Source organism: Desemzia sp. FAM 23990, from assembly GCF_045528485.1.
Taxonomy (GTDB): Bacteria; Bacillota; Bacilli; order Lactobacillales; family Carnobacteriaceae; genus Desemzia.
Genome location: NZ_JBGQQW010000002.1, coordinates 42,773 through 61,208 on the forward strand (window position 1 = coordinate 42,773; position 18,436 = coordinate 61,208).

Here is an 18,436-nt window from a genome sequence, read left to right on the forward strand (position 1 = left end):
ACACATTTTGGCTGCCTGCTTCAACCCGATGGACGCTATCTCTAAATTCCTAATCACCTAAAAAATGCGCAAAAAAACAACAACCGACGGATAGAAAAAATATCCATCTGTCGGTTGTTGGTTTATATTCGATGAGCTGAACGCCTTACTCTTCGCTCTCCATTTGGTCATTGATGCTGTAAACATTTTCGCTTACGACGCCAATTCCTTTTGGATCCATTTTACGGTATTTGCGCATTCCTGTACCAGCTGGAATGATTTTACCGATGATAACATTTTCTTTCAATCCTAGTAAGTTATCACGTTTACCGCGGATAGCAGCATCCGTCAAGACACGAGTAGTTTCTTGGAAGGAAGCAGCAGACAAGAAACTATTCGTTTCAAGTGATGCTTTAGTGATTCCAAGCAATACTGGGCGACTTGTAGCAGGTAATCCACCAGACATAAGAACTTCTTTGTTCTTTTGAGTAAATTCATGGATGTCGATCTTAGAACCTGGTAATAAATCTGTATTACCTGGGTCAAGGATACGTACTTTACGCAACATTTGACGAACCATTACCTCAATATGTTTGTCTCCGATTTCTACCCCTTGCATACGGTATACTTTTTGAACTTCACCCAACATATAGTTTTCAACGGTTAATACATCGCTGATATCGATCAATTCTTTAGGATCAATAGAACCTTGAATCAATGCTTCTCCACGGTGAATCAAGTCCCCTTCTTCTACTAGCATACGAGAAGTGTAAGGAACAGTGTAGCTACGTGTATCTGTAGCACCTTTGATGGTAACTTCTTTAATACGTTCGGCTTGTTTATCTTCAATCGAAACAACTTCACCAGTAACTTCAGTGATCGTTGCGCGACCTTTCGGATGACGAGCTTCAAAAATTTCTTGGATACGAGGAAGACCTTGAGTAATATCGTCTCCGGCAACCCCACCTGTATGGAACGTACGCATGGTTAATTGAGTACCTGGTTCTCCGATTGATTGAGCGGCAATTGTTCCAACTGCTTCCCCAACTTCAACTTCGCTACCAGTAGCCAAGTTACGTCCATAACAGTATTTACATACACCATGAGGAGTATTACATGTAAATGCAGAGCGGATAGTAACTTCTTTAATACCTGCGTCAATAATCGTTTTAGACAATGGTTCTGTAATCAATTGGTTTTTCTCCATGATAACTTCGCCAGTTTCTGGATGGATAACCGATTTGTTCGTATAACGACCTAATAGACGTTCTTCAAGAGTTTCGATAATTTCATTACCGTTCTTGATAGGATGAACTACTAAACCACGGTCTGTATGACAATCTGTTTCACGGATAATAACATCTTGTGCTACGTCAACCAAACGACGAGTCAAGTAACCTGAATCGGCTGTCTTCAAGGCTGTATCGGTCATACCTTTACGAGCCCCATGGGTAGAGATAAACATTTCCATAACACTTAGACCTTCACGGAAGTTCGAAGTGATCGGCAATTCCATGATTTGTCCGTTCGGAGCAGCCATCAATCCACGCATACCAGCTAACTGAGTAAAGTTTGAGATGTTACCACGGGCACCAGAGTCACTCATCATAAAGATAGAGTTTCTGTCATCCAATACTTCCATCAGTTTTTCTTGAATCGTGTCTTTAGCAGCATTCCAAATGTCGATAACATTTGAATAACGTTCTTCATCTGTAATCAAACCACGACGGAATTGTTTTGTAACTTTTTCAACTTGTTTATGCGCATCTTCCAAGATCTGTTCTTTTTCTTTCAAGACAGCAATATCTGCGATCCCTACTGTGATACCAGATTTTGTAGAATGTTTGTAACCTAAGTTTTTCATTCTGTCCAACATTTTTGAAGTTTCAGCAACTTTGAAACGTTTGAAGACTTCTGCAATGATATTTCCTAAGTTTTTCTTTTTGAATGGTTTTACTAAACTTTGTTTAGCAATGTGTTCTGGAATGTTTGTTCCATATTCAACAAAGTAGCTGTCTGGAGTTTTAACTTCCAAGTTGACTTGTGTCGGTTCATTCAAGTAAGGGAATTCTGTAGGCATGATTTGGTTGAAAATCAATTTCCCAACAGTAGTGATCAAGACTTTATCCTTTTGCCATTCAGTAAATGGTTTGTTTCGGATATCTGAAACTTGGATCCCTACTCTAGAGTGCAAATGAACGTATCCTTGTTGGTAAGCTAATTCAGCTTCTTCAATACTGCTGAATACCATTCCTTCGCCTTCACGTCCAGCTTCTTCCATTGTCAGGTAGTAGTTACCTAAAACCATATCTTGAGATGGTGTAACAACTGGTTTACCATCTTTAGGGTTCAAGATATTTTGTGCACCTAACATCAAAATACGTGCTTCAGCTTGAGCAGCGTCGCTTAACGGTACGTGGACCGCCATTTGGTCACCATCAAAATCGGCATTGTAAGCTTCACACACTAATGGGTGCAGACGAATCGCTTTTCCTTCTACTAAGATAGGCTCAAAAGCTTGGATACCTAATCTGTGCAATGTTGGTGCGCGGTTCAATAGAACTGGGTGTTCACGAATAACTTCTTCTAAAACGTCCCAGATATCTTCGTCTAAACGTTCGATTTTTCTTTTCGCATTTTTGATGTTATTCGCAATACCACGTTCAACTAATTCTCTCATTACAAACGGCTTGAATAGTTCAACAGCCATTTCTTTCGGTAAACCACATTGGTACATTTTCAATGTCGGTCCTACTACGATAACGGAACGGCCAGAGTAGTCAACACGTTTACCCAGCAAGTTTTGACGGAAACGACCTTGTTTCCCTTTCAACATGTGAGAAAGAGATTTTAATGGACGGTTACCTGGTCCAGTAACTGGACGGCCGCGACGACCATTATCGATCAATGCATCTACTGCTTCTTGCAACATACGTTTTTCATTTTGAACAATGATGTTTGGTGCATTCAAGTCCAATAAACGTTTCAAACGGTTGTTACGGTTGATTACGCGACGGTATAAGTCATTCAAGTCACTTGTTGCAAAACGTCCGCCTTCTAATTGAACCATTGGGCGGATTTCTGGCGGGATAACCGGAACTACGTCCATTACCATCCAAGTTGGGTGGTTGCCAGATAAATGGAATGCTTCCAAAATATCTAAACGGCGGATCGCACGAGTTCGTTTTTGACCAGTTGCAGTAGTTAACTCTTCTTTTAACTCTTCAACTTCTTTACCTAATTCTACATCGTCCAACAATTGTTTAATCGCTTCAGCACCCATACCGGCTTTGAATTCATTTCCGTATTGCGCACGTTTTTCACGATATTCTCTTTCTGTTAACAATTGTTTCTTTTCAAGCGTTGTGTTACCTGGTTCAATAACTACATAAGAAGCAAAATAAATGATTTCTTCTAACGCACGAGGACTCATATCCAATACAAGACCCATACGGCTCGGAATACCTTTAAAGTACCAAATGTGTGTTACTGGTGCTGCTAATTCAATGTGACCCATACGTTCGCGACGTACTTTTGAACGAGTAACTTCAACGCCGCAACGATCACAAACGATTCCTTTATAACGAATACGTTTGTACTTCCCACAAGCACATTCCCAGTCTTTTGATGGGCCAAAAATGCGTTCACAGAATAAACCATCACGTTCAGGTTTTAGCGTACGATAGTTGATAGTTTCAGGTTTTTTAACTTCTCCATAAGACCAACTGCGGATTTTATCAGAAGAAGCCAAACCGATTTGCATGCTTTCAAAATTATTAACGTCTATCAAGGGGCCTACCTCCCTTTATTTTTTGAGCTGCCCTAACTTGCTCGAATTGTTTCGTTCTTTTTATTGAATAAGGTGCAGAGCTGATTCCAATTACTTTGGAATCAACTCTAACTACCTCTTATTCAGAATCTTGTTGTCTAGCTTTTTCTTGCTCTTCAGCGTATTTGCTAAGCGCATCGACAGTTCCGATATCATCGTCATCATCCATATCGCGTAATTCAATTTCTTCATCTTGTGCATCCAATACTTTCATGTCTAATCCAAGAGATTGCAACTCTTTGACTAATACACGGAAAGATTCAGGAACACCTGGTGTAGGAATTGGTTCTCCTTTAACAATAGCTTCATAAGTTTTCACACGTCCAACAACATCATCTGATTTGTACGTTAAGATTTCTTGTAAAGTATAAGCAGCTCCATATGCTTCAAGAGCCCAAACTTCCATCTCACCAAAACGTTGTCCACCAAATTGAGCTTTACCACCCAATGGTTGTTGTGTAACAAGTGAGTATGGTCCAGTTGAACGAGCGTGTAATTTGTCATCGACCATGTGAGCCAATTTGATCATGTACATAACCCCAACGGTTACACGGTTGTCAAAAGGTTCACCAGTTCGTCCGTCATACAATACGGTTTTAGCATCTGAAGCCATTCCTGCTTCTTTAACAGTAGCCCATAAGTCTTCTTCACGAACACCATCAAATACTGGCGTTGCGATACGAATACCTAAACGACGAGCAGCCATACCCATGTGAGTTTCAAATACTTGCCCAATATTCATACGAGAAGGAACCCCTAGTGGATTCAACATAATATCGATTGGTGTACCATCTGGTAAGAATGGCATATCTTCTTCAGGTAAGATTAAGGAAACTACCCCTTTATTACCGTGACGACCCGCCATCTTATCTCCAACGTTGATTTTACGTTTTTGAACGATGTACACACGAACCAGCATATTGACACCTGGAGATAATTCGTCCCCAGCTTCACGAGTAAAGATTTTCACATCATGAACAATACCGCCGCCTCCGTGAGGTACACGCAAGGATGTATCTCTAACTTCACGAGCTTTTTCTCCAAAGATTGCGTGCAATAAGCGTTCTTCAGCAGATAATTCCGTTACCCCTTTAGGAGTTACTTTACCTACTAATAAATCACCATCTTTTACTTCAGCACCAATACGGATAATACCCATTTCGTTCAAGTTTTTCAGTGCGTCATCACCGACGTTTGGAATTTCACGAGTGATTTCTTCAGGTCCAAGTTTTGTATCACGAGCTTCTGATTCATATTCTTCAATATGAATAGAAGTATAAACGTCGTCTTTTACTAAACGTTCACTCATAATGATAGCATCCTCAAAGTTGTACCCATCATAAGTCATAAAAGCAATAACCGGGTTTTGTCCAAGAGCCATTTCTCCTTGATCCATTGAAGGACCGTCAGCTAGGATCTCGCCTTTGTCTACGCGGTCGCCTTTAGCAACGATAGGGTTTTGGTTATAAGAAGTACCTGAGTTAGAACGTTGGAACTTGATAACTGTATATTTGTCTAATGCGCCATTGTCGCGACGAACGCGAACTTCATCAGCATCGACGTATTCTACAATACCGTCATTTTTACAAATCAAAGCAGCTCCAGAGTCTTTAGCTGTTACGTGTTCCATACCAGTCCCTACAAGAGGAGCGTCTGGTTTGATCAACGGTACAGCTTGACGTTGCATGTTCGCACCCATTAAGGCACGGTTCGAGTCATCGTTTTCCAAGAAAGGAATACATGCTGTCGCAACGGCAACTACTTGTTTAGGAGAAACGTCCATGTAGTCTACACGAGCTACATCCATCTCCAAGTTTTCATCTTTATAACGAGCTAATACAACATCATTTGCAAATGTACCATCTTCATTCAAAATAGCATTTGCTTGAGCAATGACATAGTTATCTTCTTCATCAGCTGTCAGGTAGTCGATCTTTCCAGTTACTTTACCTGTTTCACGGTCAACACGACGGTAAGGAGTCTCAATAAATCCAAATTTATTTACTTTCGCAAAACTGGATAAACTATTGATCAAACCGATATTAGGACCTTCAGGCGTTTCAATCGGACACATACGGCCATAGTGAGAATAGTGAACGTCACGAACTTCATATCCGGCACGGTCTCTTGTTAAACCACCGGGTCCTAATGCTGATAGACGACGTTTGTGAGTCAATTCCCCTAATGGGTTAGTTTGATCCATGAATTGAGACAATTGAGAAGAACCAAAGAATTCTTTGATTGATGCTACAACTGGACGAATATTGATCAATTGTTGTGGTGTAACAGTAGACATATCTTGAATAGACATACGTTCACGAACCACACGTTCCATACGAGACAAACCAATACGGAATTGATTTTGCAATAATTCACCTACTGAACGAATACGACGATTACCTAAGTGGTCAATATCGTCTACGTTTCCGATGCTTTCTTGCAAGTTAAAGAAGTAACTCATAGCAGATAAAATATCAGCCGGTGTAACGTGTTTGTGGTCTTCAGAAACATTTCCGTTTCCAATAACATTTACAATGCGTTCAGGGTTTTCTTTAGAGTAAACTTTTACAATTTGCAATTTGATGGGTTCTGGAACTACACCATCTTCATTTGGATAGAAAGTTACACTATTTAAGCCGTTGTCCAAGTAGTCATTTAATTTATCCATTTGGTCGCGGTCTAATAATGTACCAGCCTCAACGATAATTTCTCCTGTTTCAGAATCGATCAACGTTTCAGCTACTGTTTGATTGAACAAACGCGTTTTCAAGCTTAATTTTTTATTTACTTTGTAACGACCTACAGCTGCCAAGTCATAACGTTTTGGATCAAAGAAACGAGCTGTTAACAAGCTTCTTGAACTGTCTGCTGTCTTTGGTTCACCTGGACGTAGTCGTTCATAAACATCTTTTAAGGCTTCTTCAGTACGAGAGTCGCTAGCGTTTTTATGAATGTCTTTTTCCAAAGTTAATCCTAGTGAAGTATTTTCACCAAAGATTTCTAGAATTTGATCATCCGAGCCGAATCCTAATGCACGAACAAGAACACTCAATGGAATTTTACGTGTACGGTCAATACGCACATAAGAGATGTTTTTAGCATCTGTTTCAAATTCCAACCAAGCTCCACGGTTAGGAATCAAAGTAGTTCCGAAGCTTTCACGGCCGTTTTTATCGATTTTCAGATTGAAATAAACACCTGGTGAACGAACCAATTGAGAAACGATAACACGTTCAGCTCCATTGATAATGAACGTTCCCATTTCAGTCATTAACGGGAAATCACCGAAGAAGACTTCTTGGTCTTTCACTTCTCCAGTTTCTTTGTTGATCAAACGTAATTTTGCGTATATAGGTGCGGAATAATTTGCGTCATGAGCACGAGCTTCTGATACCGTGTATTTTGGTTCCTGTAATGTATAGTCAAGGAACTCTAATGATAAGTTTCCTGCGAAGTCTTCAATTGGTGAAATATCTCTAAACATTTCACGCAATCCTTCATCTAAGAACCATTGATATGAGTCTGATTGAATCTCAATCAGATTCGGCAGTTCTAAAACTTCATTGATACGTGCATAACTTCTACGTGTACGGTGTTTACCGTAATTTACTAAGTGGCCTGCCAACCTGTTCACCCCTCAAATGATTATTCATATCTAGTATGCCGCCTTTTATTACGTTTAGATTACAATTATTAAGAATAGAAATCACAACCTGTTTTTAGGCAAAAAAAAACCAAAAGATCCGTAACTTTTTCAGAAAAAGCACATTTTCTTTTGTTTTACATACATAACCCTTTGATTTGGACAATATTTCAAACCAAAAGCTTATTTTTTAGATAGTATTTGCATCTATTTATTTTACACTCCTTTAAAGCAATAGTCAATACTATAAAGGAAGTTTTTTTCTTTCTTATTCATCAAAAAAAAGACTGCCGAAAAAAACTACGCGGCTGCTGAAGTAGCGAAAGTCAATTTACGTGACCTTTTGTCAAAATTTAAGCTCTAAAAGGAACGCAAATCCAGTTTGCGTTCCTTTTCTAAGATAATATCATCTTAAAGGGAACGCAATTTAATTTTGCGTTCCCTTTATCCGAATAATTAATGCAATAGGTAACGTAAAAAAAGCGAGGACTGGTATATTCACCATTTCCTCGCCTTCATTTTCTAATCAGATCACCTTTGAAATAAAACTACATCTTTTCAACAGCCTCAAAAAAATCCTCAGTCAGTCTTTTTCACTCTATCCGTTATTCCCACACTGGGATGGAGGAGCCTTTTGAACTTTCTTCAATAACTTCTTTAGTTCCATCTGTTTGATAGACATCCACGATTTTTTGATACAACTCATTATCTTTATCTTCTTCACGCACAACGATAGCATTGTAGTAAGGATCTGAATCTTCCGTTACTGGTTCTAAGAAAATCGCATCCTCAGTTGGAATAAATCCAGCATCGACTGCCATCCCGCTATTGATGACAGAAGCTGTTACATCCTCCAGAGCACGTGCTGTTTGAGCTGAATCTATCACTTCAAATTGTAGATTCAGCGGATTAGACGTCACATCTTCTACAACAGGAACTTGCCCTTTAGAAGGATCGACCTCAATCAAACCAGCTGTCTGCAACAACAGCAACGCCCGCCCTTCATTTGACGCATCATTTGGAATGGCAATACTGTCGCCCTCTTTGATCTCGCTGATATCTGTTATTTTTTGAGAATAGATTCCTAATGGCGCAATAACAGTATCCCCAATAGAAGTCAGATTATTTCCTGTATCTTCATTAAAAGCTTCCATAAAGATTTTTGTTTGGAAGGAGTTCATATCGATTTCCCCATCCGCTAAAGCTCGGTTCGGCGTACTATAATCGGAAAATTTCACCAATTCGATCTCGATTCCTTCTGCTGCCAACTGTTCTTTAACGTATTCCCAAGGTTCATTGATTTCTCCGACTACCCCTAATTTGACCGTTTGACTTTCTCCAGATGCCGCACCACACGCAGTAAGAACAATTAATGTTGCAATAGATAATATAGTAAGTATGAATGATTTGAATTTTTTCATGTTTCCACCTCTTTGGTTTAATTCTGGGTTCACCCAGCTGCTTTATAAAAATATACGTATTTAAAATAATTTCGAGCACACCTTAAGATTATGATCCCTCCTTCAAAAAATAAAAAAACGCCGCCCTTTTGACTGAACTCAGTTCAACCAAAAGGACGAACGTTTATTAGTTCGTGTTACCACCTTTTTTCAAATTGCTTTTTCAAACAATTCCTCAACAAGTACAAAGAATTCATCTCGATACTCTGACGCTTTAACGGGCGCACCCATGACAGCCGTACACTTAAAAGCATTCGGTATCCTTGCTCAGAGGCCATTTTCCATTTGCACCAACAAACCCGTTCTCAGCTCTCAGGCTCTCTGTCATTGTTGTACAGCAAACATACTTTTCTCTTCATCGCATTTAGTGTATTTAATTTAGAATAAAAAAATCGCCCTCAAAAAGAAAGCTCTTTACAGAACTTCTTTTCAAGGACGAAAGCAAATATCAATTTCGTGTTACCACCTTGTTTTACAAGCACATCACTGTGTTTGTCTCAATCAGTACAAAAATCTAGAATATTGTACTGAGGCACTGTAACGGGTGCATCCGTTATGGACTCATTTACTAATTGCCTTACTCGTCCATCCCGCTCCAAGACCATCTTCTATTCATTCGCTCCTGCCTATTTTCACCAAACAAGGCTCTCTTTAAGGTTTCCTCTGAATATACTCTTCTTTTCACAGCGTTTTATTATCTATTTCTAATTTCTAATTAACTTATCATTTAGTTTACAAATTACTTCCACAGAAGTCAATCAAAATAACCAAAAAAAGAAAGAATAGCATGATCTATTCTTTCACACTTTGGATAATCCAATATCCTTTATCTTTTGCAATGACTTCTGCATTGCCAAAAGTCTCGTTCATTTTTTCTTTCGCACTTGGAGCACCTTGTTTCTTTTGAATCACGATCACTAAAGCTCCACCTGTCTTAAGGTAATCATAAGCTCCCGTCAGAATTTCATGAACCACTTGTTTTCCAGCTCGAATTGGCGGATTGCTGAAAATCCCGGCAAACTCAGTACCTTTTACATTTCCGTAAATATTGGACTGGTGTATATCCACATTCGTCACTTTGTTTTTAAGAGCATTTTGCTGAGCCAGCCCAATCGCTCGTTCGTTGACATCTACCATCTCTACCTTACGTTCGTTCTCTTCCTTAGCAAAGGATAATCCCATCGGACCATAGCCGCAGCCAAGATCTAATAAGTCACCTTCAGGTAATTGGCTGAAATCAACTGTTTCAATTAATACACGCGAGCCGTAATCAACCGTCGCTTTAGAAAACACACCTGAATCTGTTAAAAAAGTAAATTCGTGTCCGCGCAAAGTAAACTTCCATGAATCAATATTGCTTTTAGCATTTGGATTGCTAGTATAATAATGATCAGACATATTTCTTGATCTCCTTTACTCGTATCTTCCTTCTTACAAATAGATACCTCTATTTTAACCTATTATATCCGGCTTGAGGGCTTTAGACAATCCGTTAAAGCCGCTTCTCTACATTAGGCAGCCTAAACCAGCCAATGTACACAAAGAAAAAAGGTGTGAATCGTTTCCGATTCACACCTTTTCGCTCGTTATAGAACTAAATGATCATTTAAAAAATGATTATTTAACTTCTACAGAACCACCAGCAGCTTCAATAGCTTCTTTCAATGCTTCAGCATCTTCTTTAGAGATGTTTTCTTTGATTGCTTTAGGAGCTTCGTCAACTAATGCTTTAGCTTCTTTCAAGCCTAAGCCAGTAGCTTCACGAACTGCTTTGATAACTTTGATTTTAGCAGATCCAGCATCTGTTAATTCAACTGTAAATTCAGTTTGTTCTGCAGCAGCAGCTTCTCCAGCTCCACCAGCAGCAGCTACAGGAGCAGCAGCAGTTACGCCAAATTCTTCTTCAATTGCTTTTACTAAGTCGTTTAATTCTAAGATTGTTGATTCTTTTAAGTCAGCAACAATTTGTTCAATGTTTAATGCCATTGTTAGTTCCTCCGTTTATAATGTTTTAGTTTTTTTATTAACTTGCTTGTTTGTTGATTGAAAGAATAGTGCTTTTAATTAAGCAACTTCTTCTTTTTGTTCTGCAACAGCTTTGACTGCAAGTGCAGTATTGCGGATTGGTGCTTGAAGTACAGATAGCAACATAGAAAGTAGACCATCGTGGTCTGGTAGTGTTGCAAGTGTGTTGATTTCTTCTACTGAAGAAACTTTACCACTGATAACGCCACCTTTAATTTCTAAAGCTTCTGCTTCTTTAGCAAAATTAGCAATAATTTTGGCTGGTGCAACAACATCTTCGTTACTGAAAGCAACGGCTGTAGGGCCTTTAAATACGTCATCCATTCCTTCAAGTCCAGCTGTACTAGCCGCACGAGATAAGATAGAGTTTTTAATAACGCGCATTTCAACTCCTGCTTCACGTAATTGTTTACGTAATTCAGTAACTTGTTCAACTGTTAATCCACGGTAATCAACTACGACTACTGCGGCAGCATCTTTGAATTTTGTTGTAGCTAAATCTACTAATTCTTGTTTTTTAGCGATTGCTGCTTCACTCATTAACATTTCACCTCCTGATCAATTGGCGGGAATTTTTTATTTTGACTTTTTAAAAAAAATCCTAGACAAACAAAAAATCCCATGTCACCGTAGACATAGAGATTGTGTAGTGTATATTCACGACATATCATCCTCGGTAGGAAATTAAGGCAAATGCCACCTACTGTCTTCGGTAATAATTCAATTTATTCTTAACCTAGATGATTTTACCAATTCTAATCATCTAGGTCAAGAACTTTATGATTTTTTTAGAATGCTTGAGGGTTAACTTTAACCCCTGGGCCAAATGTTGATGTAATAGTGATGTTTTTAATGTAAACACCTTTAGCAGTTGAAGGCTTAGCTTTCAACACTGTATCTTGGATAGTTCTAAAGTTTTCGATCAATTTATCAGCATCGAAAGATACTTTACCGATTGGAGCATGCAAATTACTTTGTTTGTCCACGCGGTAAGTTACTTTACCAGCTTTGATTTCGTTGATAGCTTTAGTTACATCCATTGTAACAGTTCCTGTTTTAGGGTTAGGCATTAAACCTTTAGGTCCTAAGACACGTCCAAGACGTCCAACTTCACCCATCATGTCTGGAGTTGCTACAACAACGTCGAAGTCCATCCATCCACCATTGATTTTTTGAACAAGATCAGAATCACCTACGTAATCTGCTCCTGCAGCTTCTGCTTCAGCAGCTTTAGGGCCTTTAGCAAAAACTAATACTCTTTGTGTTTTACCTGTTCCGTTTGGAAGAACAACTGCTCCACGAATTTGTTGGTCAGCTTTCTTAGGGTCAACTCCAAGACGGTAAGCAACTTCTACAGTTGCATCGAAATTAGCGTAATCAATTTCTTTTACTAAAGCTACAGCTTCTTCAACTGAATATGCTTTTAAAGTATCTACTTTTTCCAAAGCAGCTAAGAATTTTTTACTCTTTTTAGCCATGTTTTTTTCCTCCTTGATTGTGGTTATAACGGTTAAACCTCCCACTTATTCTCCGTAAAGCAAGCTTCACGAAGAGATACTGAGAAGCTTTAATCAGATTAGTCTTCTACAACAAATCCCATGCTTCGTGCAGTACCTTCGACCATACGCATTGCAGCTTCAACAGATGCAGCGTTTAAGTCTTCTTGTTTAGTTTCAGCGATTTCTCTAACTTGCGCGCGAGAAACAGTTGCAACTTTTTTAGTATTTGGTTCACCAGAACCTGATTCAACACCTGCAGCTTTTTTCAATAAAATAGCAGCTGGTGGAGTTTTTGTAACAAATGTAAATGAACGGTCTTCATATACAGAGATTACAACAGGGATGATCATACCTGCTTGGTCAGCTGTGCGTGCATTGAATTCTTTACAGAATCCCATGATATTCACTTGTGCTTGACCTAAAGCTGGACCTACGGGTGGAGCAGGACTTGCTTTACCTGCAGGAATTTGTAATTTTACGACATTAACAACTTTTTTAGCCACGAGACATTCCTCCTTGATTTAGTCCGGGTGTGGTTGAATGGGGTTAATATTTCCCCTCCCACTTTAAACATACGTCTAAACGTACCATGGAATTATATTACACTTTCCAAATCTTGTCAATAAGATTTAGAGAAATAACCCATCATATGATTTAGAGAAATAACCCATCATACGCATGAAAAGTACTTTCTCCCAAAAATTAAGGTCTTCTTTTTAAAACGCTCTCTTAATAAGTAGGGGCGGCTCTATGGGGTGAAATTCCCTCCGGAATGGACGGGTTTGCTTGTGGAAAGCCATGGGACCGTCTGGAGCCTGTAGTCTCCAAACTTTCAAGTTTCAAACGGAATCGGAATCTTATTTTTTATTTAAATTTTTTCATGCGTATGACGTGGAGAAATAAGTATTTCAAGACCGATTTATCGTTAGCATTTAGGAAAAGCTTTTTAAATGGCTTAAAAATACCTTTGTTTTGGGGCATCTCTGCAAAAGCAATCAGCGCAGCGGTATCGGATCAAGAAATAGTTATTGTTTTAATGCAGCTTTTCATTTTAACCATTCTTTTTTTGACTTTCGAGCCATTCATTAAACAGACAAAACGCTATTCGCGTGATTGTTCTCGTTGTTTTCTGGCTTCAGTTCTGTATTTGACCGTCTGAGCTGGTTCTGATGAAGCCTCGCTCCATTCTTCCACAATGTCTGGATCCGATACCTTTTTTTGTTTCCCAGTATAGTTACTGTTTTTAATTGGTTTAGCCTTTCGCTTCTTCTTTCTAACTAATCGAAAAGCGTTATAAAAGATCCCTGCAATTACCGCATACACGGCAAAGAACACAACAAATCCCCAAAGCCCGGCAATAGCATCTGCAAATTCCATATTCCCGCTATTGGTAACAGCTTGCTGGATTTCGATAGCAAATACAAATACTGTCATCACTACAAAAGTAAAGATAAACGAAAGGATCGTTGTACTGAATTTCAATTTTTGAATAATTTTTGCTAAGACGAACACTGCTAAAAATGTTATTAATCCAATAAAACCGATCACCCAAAAATGCAATTCTTTATCTGACATGTCGATCCCTATTCCATACATAAGGACATCGTGGATTCGATTCATCATTTCTGAAAGAATCAATATAATTTCTCTCATTTACCTTCACCTCTTGAACTTAATTTCATTTAGTATAGCACAAAACTTGTTTACGACATCGATTTTAAGCCAATACACTTTATACCCCTATTTTATCTCATTACTGTATACTGAAAGGACCAACCACTGAAACCGAGGAGGATATTATGTGCAATATCGGCTTAAAATTCCATCAAAACGGCGCTTATAAATTTGTGTTTGCTGCTAACCGCGATGAAGCTTATCGCAGACCTACAAAATCTGCTCACTTCTGGAAAGACCATCCCGAGTTATTAGCTGGTCAAGACGAACTCCAAAAAGGCACTTGGCTGGGGTTGACCAAACAGGGTAAATTCGCAGCCCTCACAAATTGTCGAAAAGTTTCTACTAGACAGACGTCTGAAGATCCGCAAGCTTTTTTGACTTCCAGAGGCACTTTAGTCAAAAACTTTTTAACCGGTGATCAAACAGCCGCTGAATATGCGGATGATTTAATCAATACTAGACATCAGTATGACGGCTATAATTTAATCTTCGGCAACATTCTTGAAGGTCAATTTCTTCATTATAATAATAGTGAAAATCAGCTAAATGAGTTAACGCCTGGCACACATGGTTTAAGCAATGCTACTCTAGATACTCCCTGGCCTAAAGTTGCCACAGTTACCAGTAGAATAAAGCAACTAAGCGGCTCGAAAGAACAACTCACCGATCAATTATTCGCTTTGTTTTCAGACGAACAGACCGCTCCAAAAGAAGCATTGCCGAAAACCGGTCTTCCTATTGAATTCGAAGAAGCTGCTTCTGCCATTTTTATTCGCACGAAAGAATACGGGACTATCGGCACTACCGTTATCTTAGTTGACCAAGAAAACCACGTTACTTTTGTAGAACGTCGTTTCAACGAAGAAAGACAAATAGAAGAAAATCTTTACAGCTTTTCTTTGAGTTCTGATACCTAAGATTTTTTCTCAGAAGATAAAAAAGAGGAGCTGGGGAATAACTAGCTGAATTAGAAAACACCGTCAAATCTAGGAAGAAGGATCCTTGACTTGACGGTGTTTTTAATTACTCAGATTTATAAATTATTGGTTCTAAAACATTTGACGTTGGTAAGGAAAAAAATAAATCCTAAACCTTTAAAAAAATCATTCCTAGAAATTTTTGGAGGAATATGGGGTTGCTTATAGCCATGAAAAAGGATGCAAAAAAAGGAAACACTGTGGACGTCCGCCCAAGTGTACCATGATTGCAAGCTGCTGAAGCAGCAACAATCATGGCAATTACTGAGCGTTAGGCTTTAGCCGTTACGCTTAGCTTGACGCTTGCAAGCCTTGAGACGCGTTTTTCGGCTCAAGGCGTTCCCATGGCTTTCATAAGCAACCCCGTAGACCGGAGAAAATTTCTTTACCAACGCTAGAAGATGAAGATCCAAATTATTATTAAAAAGTGACTTTTTCCCCAGTTCCTTCATTCCTTTTAAACAAGCTGCAGAAAGTTAAGCGCCTTATTCCACTCTCTATCTAAAACGAGTTGCGTAAGGCAGCTTACACGCCAATAAGTCCGGCACCAACAGTTAGGAACAACACCTAACTGTTGGTGGCGGGCTTATTTCCGGAAAGCCAAACGCCTTATTCCACTCTCTATAGTTTGTCTACTTGATCGAATTCTAATTCTGTACTTGTTTCACGTCCGAACATCTCAACGTTCACTTTTAATTTTGCTCTTTCTTCATCAATTGCTGTTACCTTACCAGTCATACCATTGAAGGCTCCTTCAACAATCGTAACTGTTTCACCAACTTCAAAGTCAATTTCTTGATGACGTGTATTCATGCCCAAGCTGCGTAAAATAGATTTTACTTCTTCCGGCAATAATGGAGCTGGCTTGCTTCCCGCACCGTGTGAACCAACAAAACCAGTTACACCTGGAGTGTTACGTACAACATACCAAGAGTCATCTGACATGATCATTTCTACCAATACATACCCAGGAAAGACTTTTTTCATTTTGATCTTTTCTTTCCCATTTTTTACTTCGTGTTCCTCTTCTTCAGGTACTACCACTCTGTAAATGTGTTCTTCCATGTTCATGCTGTTTGCACGAGATTCAATGTTCTGTTTGACTTTGTTTTCATAGCCAGAATACGTATGCAGCACATACCATTGTTTTTCAAGTTCCAATTCTTCCATTATTAACACTCCTTGTATAGGTTATAATTCATTATACTCGCATCGTTTAATTTAAACACACAAAAAAACCTTCTCCATCATATAAGGAAGGTTCTGCGTGATGATTTATTGCACTCAGTATACCATTAGTCAAGCATTTGTGCTAGTCATATGGCAACAATATTGTTTTTTAGATGAACAAATCTAGTAAAGATGTGATTGCAAAATCAACTACAAAGAAGAAAATTGCAAACAGGATGACTACTCCAAAGACAGTAACCGTATATTTTCTCAGTTCTTTTCCTGTTGGCCAAGTCACTTGGCGCACTTCTTGACGAACACCGCCAAAAAAGTTTTTTACTTTTCCCACTACATTCCCTCCAGACTATGTGTAGACTCTATTATTTAGTTTCACGATGCATAGTATGTTTATTGCAATATTTACAGAATTTTTTGATTTCTAACCGTTCAGATCTTGCTGTTTCACCTGCGCGGGCTGTATAGTTACGCGAGCCGCAAACAGTGCATGCTAAAGCTGTTTTTTTCGCACTCAATTTTTTCACCTATTCTTTCTTAAAAACTAAGGTATCGGTCACAATTTACCATTACTTCCCTTTGCTGTCAAGCTGTTTTCAACCTGCAAGAAGGTAGCTGTTTTCAACCTGCAAGAAGGTAGTAAACTGATTCCTAGAGACCTGTTAGTTTGATTTAAAATGCCCTATAAGCATAGCAGCCAAATCCGCTATCGAAGCTCATAGGGCGTCATTTCTAACCTTTAACGGTATCAAATGATTGGTTCATCTCATTAAGAGAAAATGCATCTTCTGTTTCAGCAGTTGCAGGAATCACTTCAACAAGGGTCTCTAAAATCCGTCTAAACCTCACTTTAGTAACGGTTATTTTAAGATTGTGGTAGATGAAAGCTTCTCCCTCATCCGGCAATTTACCCAATTGTTCTATAATAAAACCGCTCACTGTATTGGAGACGAACTCTTCTTCAATACCAAACGAAGTCAACATTTTATCTAAATTGGCAGAAGCCGCAATGCGATAAGTAGTATCGTCTATCTTCACCACTTCTTCTGTCACTTCATCATGCTCATCCCAGATTTCTCCAACGAGTTCCTCTAGAATATCTTCTAATGTCACTATACCAATCGTTCCACCATACTCATCACTGACAATCGCCAAATGAGCTTTTTCCAATTGCAATTGTTTCAACAACTTAGAAATTTTCATATTCCCTGGCGTCCAAATGACATCTTTTATAATGGATTGAATATTTTTATTTGCTTGAGGATTGTCCAAGTTCTTGCTGAAAGCATAAAAATCTTTTTGGTGCAAAACACCTACGACTTTATCAATTGAGTCATCATAAAGTACTATTCTTGAATAACCTTCTGTAAGAAACAATTCTTCCATTTCTTCCAAGCTGCTATTAACATCTGTTCCCACAACATCTACACGAGGCGTTAGAATATCTTGCACTTCCAACTCATTAAACGTAATCGCTGATCGGATCAATTGATGTTCGTGATTTTCAATCCCACCGCTATTTTGAGCTTCATCCACCAAAAATAACAATTCTTTTTCGCTGATGCTGTCATCAGCTTCAAAAGTAAACATCTTGTTCAGTAATTTTTTCCATGATTTAAAGAAAAAATTAACTGGTGTCAGCAATACCATAAGAATTCTTAAAAATGGTGCAACGTTTACTGCAAAAACTTCAGGTCTTTCTTTGGCAATACTTTTTGGAGAAATCTCCCCAAAAATCAATACCAATACCGTCATAACAATTGTTGAAATGGTTACGCCGGCTACCGGAAAATACTTTACAAATAAAATGGTGGCTAAAGATGAAGCTAAAATATTTACGATATTGTTTCCTACTAAAATAGTAGACAGAAGCATATCGTAGTTGTCTGCTAGAGACAACGCTAAAGAAGCTTTCTTGTTTCCCTCATCTGCCATATTTTTCAAACGGATACGATTTAACGATGTGTAAGCTGTCTCAGAAGCAGAAAAGAATCCAGATGCTGCTATGAGCAGTCCTAAAAAGATAATGTACCTTATACTATCACTGTCCATGTAACAGTTATTCCCCCTAAAAATTCATTTTATTTCCTATGATAGCATGTCTTTTTATCCCCTACAAGTTTTAGTTTATTTTTTGAGCTGCCTCGTGAACACTCTATGGC

Annotated in this window: 14 protein-coding genes and 3 other annotated features; of the genes, 1 reads left to right on the forward strand and 13 read right to left on the reverse strand. The window is 38.7% G+C overall.

All coding sequences use genetic code 11. The annotated features are described in order from the left end of the window. Positions 1-145 precede the first annotated feature (145 nt). The 9 genes from rpoC to ACEN4I_RS01070 all read right to left on the reverse strand — a co-directional run bounded on the left by rpoC (position 146) and on the right by ACEN4I_RS01070 (position 14,088). Entirely contained in the window at positions 146-3,769 is a 3,624-nt protein-coding gene (gene rpoC, locus ACEN4I_RS01030; RefSeq protein WP_407102812.1) for a DNA-directed RNA polymerase subunit beta', read from the reverse strand. Positions 3,770-3,887: 118 nt separating this feature from the next. Beyond that, positions 3,888-7,442, reverse strand: coding sequence for a DNA-directed RNA polymerase subunit beta (rpoB, locus tag ACEN4I_RS01035; protein WP_407102813.1), 3,555 nt, complete (start codon positions 7,440-7,442; stop codon positions 3,888-3,890). Positions 7,443-8,056: 614 nt separating this feature from the next. Further along, positions 8,057-8,872: a MetQ/NlpA family ABC transporter substrate-binding protein gene (locus ACEN4I_RS01040; RefSeq protein ID WP_407102814.1), complete on the reverse strand. Its 816-nt coding sequence runs from the start codon at positions 8,870-8,872 to the stop codon at positions 8,057-8,059. Positions 8,873-9,020: 148 nt separating this feature from the next. After that, positions 9,021-9,279 (reverse strand) — a binding site (T-box leader). A 60-nt stretch (positions 9,280-9,339) separates the two neighbouring features. Then, positions 9,340-9,605, reverse strand: a binding site (T-box leader). Positions 9,606-9,703: 98 nt separating this feature from the next. Then, positions 9,704-10,309, reverse strand: a complete 606-nt coding sequence (locus ACEN4I_RS01045; RefSeq protein WP_407102815.1) for a class I SAM-dependent methyltransferase — start codon at positions 10,307-10,309, stop codon at positions 9,704-9,706. Positions 10,310-10,528: 219 nt separating this feature from the next. Then, the gene (gene rplL, locus ACEN4I_RS01050) at positions 10,529-10,897 is read right to left on the reverse strand and encodes a 50S ribosomal protein L7/L12 (protein ID WP_407096009.1); all 369 of its coding nucleotides are present in this window, start codon (positions 10,895-10,897) and stop codon (positions 10,529-10,531) included. 78 nt (positions 10,898-10,975) lie between these two features. Continuing rightward, the gene (gene rplJ / locus ACEN4I_RS01055; protein ID WP_407102816.1) at positions 10,976-11,476 is read right to left on the reverse strand and encodes a 50S ribosomal protein L10; all 501 of its coding nucleotides are present in this window, start codon (positions 11,474-11,476) and stop codon (positions 10,976-10,978) included. A 62-nt stretch (positions 11,477-11,538) separates the two neighbouring features. Further along, positions 11,539-11,667, reverse strand: a sequence feature (ribosomal protein L10 leader region). 57 nt (positions 11,668-11,724) lie between these two features. Further along, entirely contained in the window at positions 11,725-12,414 is a 690-nt protein-coding gene (gene rplA / locus ACEN4I_RS01060; RefSeq protein ID WP_407096011.1) for a 50S ribosomal protein L1, read from the reverse strand. Between the two features lie 98 nt (positions 12,415-12,512). Next, positions 12,513-12,938 carry a 50S ribosomal protein L11 gene (gene rplK, locus ACEN4I_RS01065; protein WP_407096012.1) on the reverse strand — a complete coding sequence of 142 codons (426 nt, stop codon included), beginning with the start codon at positions 12,936-12,938 and terminating at the stop codon, positions 12,513-12,515. A 598-nt stretch (positions 12,939-13,536) separates the two neighbouring features. Continuing rightward, the gene (locus ACEN4I_RS01070) at positions 13,537-14,088 is read right to left on the reverse strand and encodes a hypothetical protein (RefSeq protein WP_407096013.1); all 552 of its coding nucleotides are present in this window, start codon (positions 14,086-14,088) and stop codon (positions 13,537-13,539) included. A 146-nt stretch (positions 14,089-14,234) separates the two neighbouring features. Here ACEN4I_RS01070 and ACEN4I_RS01075 point away from each other — a divergent pair, with 146 nt between their 5' ends. Then, complete coding sequence (locus ACEN4I_RS01075; RefSeq protein ID WP_407096014.1) at positions 14,235-15,029, forward strand: NRDE family protein; 795 nt, start codon at positions 14,235-14,237, stop codon at positions 15,027-15,029. 681 nt (positions 15,030-15,710) lie between these two features. On the opposite strand, the gene nusG is transcribed toward ACEN4I_RS01075, so the two are convergent. The 4 genes from nusG to ACEN4I_RS01095 all read right to left on the reverse strand — a co-directional run bounded on the left by nusG (position 15,711) and on the right by ACEN4I_RS01095 (position 18,326). Continuing rightward, complete coding sequence (nusG, locus tag ACEN4I_RS01080; protein WP_407096015.1) at positions 15,711-16,259, reverse strand: transcription termination/antitermination protein NusG; 549 nt, start codon at positions 16,257-16,259, stop codon at positions 15,711-15,713. Between the two features lie 169 nt (positions 16,260-16,428). After that, positions 16,429-16,608 carry a preprotein translocase subunit SecE gene (secE, locus tag ACEN4I_RS01085; protein WP_407096016.1) on the reverse strand — a complete coding sequence of 60 codons (180 nt, stop codon included), beginning with the start codon at positions 16,606-16,608 and terminating at the stop codon, positions 16,429-16,431. Positions 16,609-16,639: 31 nt separating this feature from the next. Further along, positions 16,640-16,792 carry a 50S ribosomal protein L33 gene (gene rpmG, locus ACEN4I_RS01090; RefSeq protein ID WP_204212123.1) on the reverse strand — a complete coding sequence of 51 codons (153 nt, stop codon included), beginning with the start codon at positions 16,790-16,792 and terminating at the stop codon, positions 16,640-16,642. 214 nt (positions 16,793-17,006) lie between these two features. Beyond that, a complete protein-coding gene (locus ACEN4I_RS01095) occupies positions 17,007-18,326 on the reverse strand; it encodes an HlyC/CorC family transporter (protein WP_407096017.1) in 1,320 nt (439 codons plus the stop codon). Between the last annotated feature and the right edge of the window lie 110 nt (positions 18,327-18,436).

What these genes read in the sequence shown, in the direction of transcription:
- ACEN4I_RS01040 (WP_407102814.1), bottom strand. Translation starts at nt 8,872, where the DNA reads ATGAAAAAATTCAAATCATTCATACTTACTATATTATCTATTGCAACA.
- ACEN4I_RS01045 (WP_407102815.1), bottom strand. Translation starts at nt 10,309, where the DNA reads ATGTCTGATCATTATTATACTAGCAATCCAAATGCTAAAAGCAATATT.
- rplL (WP_407096009.1), bottom strand. Translation starts at nt 10,897, where the DNA reads ATGGCATTAAACATTGAACAAATTGTTGCTGACTTAAAAGAATCAACA.
- rplJ (WP_407102816.1), bottom strand. Translation starts at nt 11,476, where the DNA reads ATGAGTGAAGCAGCAATCGCTAAAAAACAAGAATTAGTAGATTTAGCT.
- rplA (WP_407096011.1), bottom strand. Translation starts at nt 12,414, where the DNA reads ATGGCTAAAAAGAGTAAAAAATTCTTAGCTGCTTTGGAAAAAGTAGAT.
- ACEN4I_RS01070 (WP_407096013.1), bottom strand. Translation starts at nt 14,088, where the DNA reads ATGAGAGAAATTATATTGATTCTTTCAGAAATGATGAATCGAATCCAC.
- ACEN4I_RS01075 (WP_407096014.1), top strand. Translation starts at nt 14,235, where the DNA reads ATGTGCAATATCGGCTTAAAATTCCATCAAAACGGCGCTTATAAATTT.
- nusG (WP_407096015.1), bottom strand. Translation starts at nt 16,259, where the DNA reads ATGGAAGAATTGGAACTTGAAAAACAATGGTATGTGCTGCATACGTAT.
- ACEN4I_RS01095 (WP_407096017.1), bottom strand. Translation starts at nt 18,326, where the DNA reads ATGGACAGTGATAGTATAAGGTACATTATCTTTTTAGGACTGCTCATA.